This is a genomic window from Occallatibacter sp. (genome assembly GCF_049802275.1).
Lineage (GTDB): Bacteria > Acidobacteriota > Terriglobia > Terriglobales > Acidobacteriaceae > Telmatobacter.
The window spans coordinates 1-7938 of record NZ_JBARMD010000380.1 but is presented as its reverse complement, the minus strand read 5'-3'; the positions used below and the strand labels follow the sequence as shown (position 1 = coordinate 7938).

The 7938-nt window shown below is 58.5% G+C and carries 10 protein-coding genes; 6 read left to right on the top strand and 4 right to left on the bottom strand.

The genetic code is table 11. The annotated features are described in order from the left end of the window. A partial coding sequence (locus WA354_RS13350) for a DUF3761 domain-containing protein (RefSeq protein WP_472813508.1) occupies positions 1-117 on the bottom strand: 117 nt, incomplete at its 3' end. A 260-nt stretch (positions 118-377) separates the two neighbouring features. Between WA354_RS13350 and WA354_RS13345 the strand changes: the two genes are divergently transcribed. Then, complete coding sequence (locus WA354_RS13345) at positions 378-548, top strand: hypothetical protein (RefSeq protein ID WP_472813507.1); 171 nt, start codon at positions 378-380, stop codon at positions 546-548. Between the two features lie 2 nt (positions 549-550). Beyond that, positions 551-922 (top strand): VOC family protein, encoded by a 372-nt coding sequence (locus WA354_RS13340; RefSeq protein ID WP_472813506.1) that lies wholly within the window; start codon positions 551-553, stop codon positions 920-922. Positions 923-971: 49 nt separating this feature from the next. Here WA354_RS13340 and WA354_RS13335 read toward each other — a convergent pair whose 3' ends face one another. From WA354_RS13335 to WA354_RS13325, 3 genes are all read right to left on the bottom strand, one after another. Beyond that, positions 972-2339: an energy transducer TonB gene (locus WA354_RS13335; RefSeq protein WP_472813505.1), complete on the bottom strand. Its 1368-nt coding sequence runs from the start codon at positions 2337-2339 to the stop codon at positions 972-974. 96 nt (positions 2340-2435) lie between these two features. Next, positions 2436-3221, bottom strand: coding sequence for an RNA methyltransferase (locus WA354_RS13330; protein ID WP_472813504.1), 786 nt, complete (start codon positions 3219-3221; stop codon positions 2436-2438). A gap of 74 nt (positions 3222-3295) precedes the next feature. Then, positions 3296-5020 carry a VWA domain-containing protein gene (locus tag WA354_RS13325; RefSeq protein WP_472813503.1) on the bottom strand — a complete coding sequence of 575 codons (1725 nt, stop codon included), beginning with the start codon at positions 5018-5020 and terminating at the stop codon, positions 3296-3298. 535 nt (positions 5021-5555) lie between these two features. On the opposite strand from WA354_RS13325, the gene mtnB reads away from it, so the two are divergent. The 4 genes from mtnB to WA354_RS13305 form a co-directional block, all read left to right on the top strand. Then, complete coding sequence (gene mtnB / locus WA354_RS13320; protein WP_472813502.1) at positions 5556-6185, top strand: methylthioribulose 1-phosphate dehydratase; 630 nt, start codon at positions 5556-5558, stop codon at positions 6183-6185. Positions 6186-6267: 82 nt separating this feature from the next. Next, entirely contained in the window at positions 6268-6837 is a 570-nt protein-coding gene (locus tag WA354_RS13315; protein ID WP_472813501.1) for a 1,2-dihydroxy-3-keto-5-methylthiopentene dioxygenase, read from the top strand. Beyond that, entirely contained in the window at positions 6834-7553 is a 720-nt protein-coding gene (gene mtnC, locus WA354_RS13310) for an acireductone synthase (RefSeq protein WP_472813500.1), read from the top strand. Before WA354_RS13315 ends, mtnC begins: the two co-directional genes overlap by 4 nt. A 42-nt stretch (positions 7554-7595) precedes the next feature. Further along, on the top strand, positions 7596-7938 hold a 343-nt coding region (locus WA354_RS13305; RefSeq protein WP_472813499.1), incomplete at its 3' end, for a MarC family protein.

The window sequence follows — 7938 nt, the reverse complement described above, 5'->3', positions numbered from 1 at the left end:
GGTCTGTACGCCCTTATGCCCGCTGCAGGCTCCCGACTTGCTCGGTGCCGTGGAGTAGGTCCCGTCTTTACAAAGTCCGGTTGCACCAGCGGGTGCGCCGGCCGGCGCCTGCGCCATGCAGACTTGTAAGGCCAGGATCGCAGATGAGAGCGCCATCAAGCGAATCATTCGTTTCATTTTCTTTCCTCCGATTGGCACCGAAAGCAGCAGCCAATTGGGGCAAAATCTACCATCAGACCGCGAAACATGTCTAGACAATTCCGAGAATCTTCGAGGTAGCTGCTTTTCTGAAAAGACCCTGCACGCGCATCGCAATGAAAGGCTTAACCTCATAACCTTAGACATCACGCTTAACTTATTCCATACTCGTCGTAGCGATGACGAAACGTAAGCCAGGCATATTTTCGGCGACCAAGGCGGTGAAGGCGAACGCGCGCGAGCGCGTCGGCCAGCCCAAAGCTTCTCGTGTTGTCGCGGACAAGCCAGGTACCGGCCGCCAGGCAAAACACAAGCCAAAGCTGGAACAGGTCATTCAGCAGGAGGAGTAACCATGGCCAAAGCGGTGGGAGTTGGCGGGGTCTTTCTCAGGGCCAGCGATCCTGAGAAGCTTTCTGCCTGGTATGCACAGCACCTGGGTATTCCGTTGCAGGATGGCGGTTCCCTGGCGTTTGACGGTCCAAGTTCTTTGGGAATGACCGTCTTTGCGCACTTTCCTGAGAGTACAAAATACTTCGGCGAAGGCTCGCAGCAGGCCATGATCAACTTTCGCGTCGACAACCTCGACGAACTCCTTGCAACGCTCGCCGCTGCCAATATCCGTGTCGATGCCAATCGCGAAGACTACGCGTATGGACGATTCGCATGGATCTGGGATCCAGAGGGCAATCGCGTCGAGTTGTGGGAGCCACCTGGCCCCGCGTAACGGGCAGGCAGGGGCAGCAACTGGCTCACCACCGACTGGAGGGCACTTCTCACTGGGCCGTCGTAGCTTGCGCCGCAGTTTGCGTTTGCACGGTATAGGGACCCGGGAGGACAGGCGCGTCCGCCTTCACACTCGTTTGTTGCGTGCCTGTCTGCGAAGTTCTTTTCGAATAGATTCGGAATGAAACGACAACATCGAGAGACACCGGAACGGGTTTGCCGTTCTTTACTGCTGGTTGAAATGATGCCTTGCGGATTGTCTGCTCGGCGCTCTCGTCGAGTCCGAAACCGATGGGCCTGGCTGCAACCACCTCTTCGACCTTGCCATCGCTCCCGATCACCGCGTGATAAAGCGCCATGCCCGCCACACCGTTCGCCTGTGCGAATTCGTTGGATGGCGGATCAATCGCGGAAATCAACTTTGCTTTCTGATCCACCGCGCTCTGACGAAATACGCCCGGATCTGTCGGCTTATAGTCCGTCTTTGACTCCGCTGCCTGGTAGTAGAGCTTCCAGAAATCCGGCATCGCGGCGATCATCCGCGCATCAATACCGCTTGAAAATACATTGTCCAGTGCGGCGAGCAGCAACTGCGAAGCATGAGCCGCAGAAGTCGTTGTTGTCACTTTTTTATCGTCGGAATGATGCCCGTTTGCGAGGTTCTGCGTTGCAGCCGGATCGACCGATGCGGTTGCGTTCCCCTGAGCAGCGTCCGAATTAACCCGAACCGTTGCAACTGCGGTCGCTGCCTTCGCTTGATCCTGATCCTTATGCTTCCGCTTATCTTTCTTCTTCTTTGGTGTCTCAACCTGTTCGCGGTCGAAGGAGATTCGAACCGTTTTCTTTTTCGGCGTGATCTTCACACGATCTGTAGCAGTTGGATCCTCGAAGGGCGCGGCGCCAAGAAAATGCAGCGCGTACCGGTCGCCATCGAGCTCCAGTTTGTGCTTCGACAGTTTCACCTTGTTGATCTGAATCTGGCTGAGTGTGTACGAGCCCCGCGGCGAATGTCCCAGCAATCGGCCCCGTTCATCAAACTCCAGGTTGTTGTCCTGGTAACCGGAGCGCAGGTAAAGGGTCTTGCCAACCAGTAGCTGTTTGATCTGGTCTTCTTTGATCTCGCCACCGACGGTCTGGACGGTAAAGGCTCCCTGGCTCAGGGTCGGGTCTTTCTCGGCTCCAGCAGGCTGGTGTGCCTGTACTCCCGGCTGACCAGAGGCGGCCGGCTGAGCCATAGCCGCTGGAGCTTGCGAGGTTTGCGCCGGCGGTGAGTCCGGCGGAGGAGCAGCCGCCTGACCCCGCCCAGGGACGCCCAAGGCAGTCATGCAGAGGAAGCCGATGCCGCAGGCCGTTAATGCGAGACGGAATGGCTTCAAAAGAGATGGTAATCCGCGAAGAGTGTCGATGATCGTACGCATCAAGCTACCTTTCGTCTTGCCACTTCTAACAGATTGTCCTCCGCATCATAAAGGATGCCTATTACACGTAAGTTATTGATGACTCGAATTGTAACGTTACGATTTAGGGATGTGAAGCCGTCTCAGAATGCGCCGGAACAGTCCCAGCGCACGCCGGCTGTCAACCGCGTTCAGGTCCATCCGCCGAAGTATCAGGCGCAGATCGTGTCGGTTAGCTTCCTGCATCATGCGGGGCGAATACTCTGCGGCGACCATGACCTCCTCGATCAATCCAGCCAGAATATCGAGGTTGCCGGAGGTCGGCGCCTGTTTTGGGCTGTTTGAGACTTTGGCGGCTGCGTCGATTCGATCCTCCGCGGTTCCCGATCCGGCGATCGATGTACCTCCCCGCGTAGCCATTTCGTAAAGGCAGACCGCTGCTGCCTGGCCAAGATTCATTGAGGGTTGCTGCGCATCGGTCGGGATCTCCACCAGCACATGGCAATAGGAAAGATCTTCGCGCGTCAGCCCATGCTTTTCCGGCCCAAAAACAACTGCGATTTGTCCGCCGCTATGGAGTTCCCGATCGACCATTGAAGCGAGTTCGTTCAGACGTACGACCGGCTGCTCTGCCTTGCGATGGGTGAGCGTGCCCGTTCCCATCACCAGCGTGCAATCGCGTACTGCTTCTGAGAGGGATGCGGCTTGATGTGCATTGGCAAGCAGCTGCGGCGCCCCCACCGCCGAGCGCGCTTCGCGCCAATGCGGCTCATACGGGGCCACCACGCTCAGGCGGCTGAAGCCGAAGTTGGCCATGGCACGAGCCACGGCGCCGATGTTCAGCGGATTCCGAGGCGATACCAGGACCACGACGATGCGTTCGCGTTGTGAGTCAGTAAGCAAAGAACGATTGTAGAGCGGCTCTCAGCGGCTCGCCTTGCGCGGCATCTATTCCGCTCAATGGGAGGTCGGGTCCGTCAATGGGAGGTCGGGTCCGCGAGCGCATCGGTCTTGGGATTCACGGCAACTTGCAAGGTCCCCGCCTGCAGCGTGTTCATGTCCATGATCCCGGTCGCGAGCGAAAGTTCCGTCTGCGGCAAGTCGATTTCCATGGGAGCGGCAATGCCGGTTTGCCGGGCCTTCGCATATTGGGCTTCGCTGAGGCTCAACGACATGACTCCTCCGGTCCAATTCACCGGCTTGTCGTCCCGTCCGTACGCCACGATGGCTACCCGGATCTTCGCGTCATGCGTTCCCCCAGGCATTGCCGCAAAGCTCATACTGTCCCGTGGGATCTGGAAGAGGACTCGATAGCGCGTGACGGGCCCCGGCAGCTTGGCATTGCCGCCCGCTCGCGCGGCAGTCGATGCAGGTTGGGATTCCGGATTCACCCCGATGCGATACACAATCTGCGTTGCGTCAGGCATTGCCGGTGCCAGCAAGGGAGCCAGCGGATCGGAAGTGGGCTGGGTGGCCGTTGACCCTGAGTCGGCGTAGTAACCGCGCCGGTAGGCGAGCTTGTACTTGCCCTCGATTGACTTGACTTCGATGCTGCGAAACGTCCCGTCCATCTTCTCGTTCGATGGCGTATAGGAAAGCGTGTAGTAGTGGGCGCCGTCCTGAAGGTTGCGCGTTAGCGCTGCCGATACATCGTTAGTCGTGTAAATCGCTCTGCCGCCAGTGTTCGTGGCCAGTTGATCCATCGTTGCCGTAGTGGCGCGGATTGCTGGTGATTCCTTATAGGGATTTTTCTCGAAGTTGTCGCCGTTCGGTTGGCCGCCCGAATCCGCATTCATGGTGCGATCGTCCATCAGACCTCGCGCCGATACGGGGTAAAGCGCCACGCGAGCCTGCGTCAGCATGTCTACAGTCTCGCGCAACGCCTCCGGCAGTTCGTGACCACGAAAGGCGGTGAGTACTGCGCGGTTGTCACCTTCGGGGAAGAGAGCGATCGGGAATGTGCTTGCGAACCAGACCAGGTTCTTTCGTCCCGGAATTGCGGCGAGCGCGCGCGCAAGCTCTTGAAGAGCCGCCAGCGTCATCGAAGCAGACTGCCCCTGTTGTGTACGCGCGTATTCCCCCAGAGATCGCTGCTCTGCCTCCCTCGACTGCGCATCCCCGGCCATCGAGACGTCTTCCTTGTCTTCCAGATTGTCCTGGCGGCTGCGCGAGGCGAGCGCCTTTTCAGGAGCGGCTGCCTTGCTGTCGACGGCCGCACGCAGCAGTGCGCCATCCGCCGTGAATCCCTGCAGCAGCCTCAGGCGCGTGTTGAGGGTGTAGACGGCGACCCGCATCCCGGGTTGAAGACTCCCGAGGAATCCCACGATCTGCTTGTGTGCATACGCCTGGTCTGCTTCTTCGGTATTCAGGCTGTCGAGCAGCAGTATGTTCACTGCTTCATTCGGCGCAACTGCCGGTTCGTTGCTGTAGACATGCGGCGGTAACTGCGGCAGCATCACCGCCGGTGCATTCGTTGCGGTGTGTTCTTCAAAGAAGTCGATGGTCTGCGGTTTGCCATCTTCGAGCAATGTGAAATCGCGTTGTCGCAGCCCGCCGACTGACGAACCGCTGCCGCTCGTGACCACCACATCCACCACCACGGCGCGGGTCGTGGTCTTCAGCAATGGCTCATTTTTTTGTGCGGTGCTGGAATTGCCCTGGGCCCCGAGCTGGTGGATGGAGAGGAGGAAAAAGGCGGACAAGAAAACGACGCTGGGGTTCCGCAAAAGCTGCCTCACTGAGAACGCTTAAGTATATGGGACGGGCGCAATCGAGCGTCGGTTGCGGAAATCGAACAATGAAGTCACTTGCCTGAGAACTACTCACACGGCAAGTGGCACCTCAACGCGTTGTCAAGTTCTGCAATTCCTCCTCGCCTCGTAACCTGCTCCACCCATTTGGCTTGCCTTGATCAGCAGATTTGCATCGAATTGTTCCCGTTAGGCGCACAATCAAATCAAGAACAACCGCCATAGGAGTCCTGATGACACTCTCAGCCGTGCGCAAAAAAACTGCTGACCAGTTCCATGCGAGTACGGCGGCAGCGGTTGGCAAGCTCTGCACCCCCTCCCCCTCCCCCTGTGAAACTGTGAAGCCCACGGATGCCGGTAGGCAAACCCTTCAGCATCATTCGCCGTCGCTCTGAAATCCCACAGTCTCACAGATCTTGCGAAACTGTGATCCTGGAACACAAGGAGCCTGGCGAGGGAAGCGAGATTGCTACACTGCTTTCAACGTATGGTCCCCGAAACACCTTCCATCGAGCAGGAGATCGATCAGCTTTGCACCACTGCACGCGCCTGCTATGCACGCGGCTGGGTTCCCGCGACCAGCGGGAACTTCAGCGTCCGTGAGGGCAACCGCATCTTCATCACGCCAACCGGCCTCGACAAGGGCACCCTTGCGCCCGCTGATCTTCTCGCGATTGATCTTGAAGGCCGCGCGCTTGCTGGAAGCGGGCGTCCCTCTGCGGAGACAAGCCTGCACACCGTGATCTATCGGGAGCGAGTACATGCAAAGGCAATTCTGCATGTGCACACGATCTGGAATACGCTTCTCTCAGGCAAGTTCGTTTCAACAGGTCATGTCCCTTTGCACGGCTATGAGTTGCTCAAAGGCCTCTCCGGCGTTGCTTCGCATGACCACACTGAGCACGTGCCAATCATTGAGAACACGCAGGAGTATGCGGAGCTGGCAGAACACCTTCGTGACGTGCTTCGCAGCAATCGCGATGCGCACGGGGTTTTGCTCAGCCGTCACGGGCTTTATACTTGGGGTGAATCGGTGGCTGAAGCACGCCGTCACCTGGAGGCACTCGAATTCCTCTTCGAGGTGGAGGGACGGCGACTCTTCAGCCATCAAGACTGAATCAGTTTGAAAACCGGGTGCTTCACGTCGCGATTTTGAGACGTGGAATAACGATTCCTTCAACGGCCATCAGGAGCACGTCATGGCAGTTCTTCGCTTCCCCGAGCTGAGCCGCACATTCGATAACGAGTCCGACATCCGCGATGAGCTTGCCGCGCTCGGCATCGACTACGAGTGCTGGAGTCTCGACCGGGTCGGTACGGATGCATCAGCTGCCGAAGTCCTTTCCGCGTACGCCGTCGAAATCGAAGAGATGAAGCGGCGCGGCGGATATGTCACGGCAGACGTCATCGATGTAAATCCAGCCACGCCGAATCTCGAAACGATGCTGGCGAGATTCGACAAGGAGCATACGCACGACGAGGACGAGGTGCGCTTTATTCTCGCCGGCCGCGGAATTTTCTTTCTGCATCTGGGCGACAAGATTGCCTCGGTGGAAGTCGGTCCGGGGGATATGCTGCGTGTCCCTCGGGGAACGACGCACTGGTTTACGCTCTGCGAGGATCGCCGCATCCGCGCCATTCGCTGGTTTCAGGACACGGCCGGCTGGACTCCGCATTACACCGGCTCCGGCATCGACCAGGGCTACCAGCCGCTGTGCTTCGGTCCCGCGTACCTGGGGCCCCGCGCAGCCACTGGCATCCGCCTATGACCAAGCCCAGGCCGCCGAAGCTTTTTCTCCTGGATGTGGAAGGCACCATCGCGCCGATCTCGCTCGTCTACGATCAGCTTTTTCCTTACGCGCGCGCTCACTTTGAACGGTTTCTCCACGTGAACTGCGGTGACCCGGGCGTCGCGAGCGACCTTACGATGCTTGCTGAAGAGAACGCTCTGGAAACGGACGAGACCACTCCTAAATTCCTGAACCCGCAGTACTGGGACGAGGCGATTTCGTACCTGAACTGGCTGATGGATCGAGACCGCAAGTCGACGGCCCTCAAGAGTCTCCAGGGGCGCATCTGGAAGGGCGGATTCGAGCGCGACGAACTTCAGGGGACCCTGTTCGAAGATGTTCCCAAGGCCCTTGAACGCTGGTCGACCGCAGCGCACGTGGCCATCTACTCTTCGGGATCGGTTGCGGCACAGTTGCTGCTCTTCCGACACTCCAATTTTGGCGATCTGACCGGGTTGATCTCAGGTTATTTCGATACGCGCACCGGGCCCAAGACGTCCAGCGCCAGCTACGAATCCATCGCGTCGGCCATGGGGTGCGATCCGCGCGAGATCATGTTCTTTTCCGATGCGGTTCGCGAACTTGACCCTGCTCGCGAAGCTGGCTGCCACACTCGCCTGGTGATGCGCGAGGGCAACGCTTCGGTTGACGATAGCCATGGTCACCGCCGCATCAAAAGCTTTAACGTTCTCTAGTGCTTCCACTCAATCGGCCTGACCGGTCAGAAATCAGAACCCATGCTCGACTGGACGAATCCCGCCACTGCCGCTCTCAACGAGATCCGCACGGCGCCGCTGGTGCGCTTCTCGGTGCTGGCGCTTAGCTCTATCTTCTTTCTAGTCGATCCATTCGCGGCGATTCCATCGTTTCTGGCCATCACGCAGAGCGTCGATCCAGCGCGGCGGAAGCGGATGGCGCGCAAAGCTGCGCTGACGTGCTTTATCGTTCTCACCAGCTTTGCCCTGGCGGGGCAGCTGATCTTCAGGATGTTCGGGATCACTCTGCCTGCGTTTGAAATTGCGGGCGGGTTGATTCTGCTGCTGATTGGGCTGGACATGCTGGAAGCCAAGCGTTCGCCCA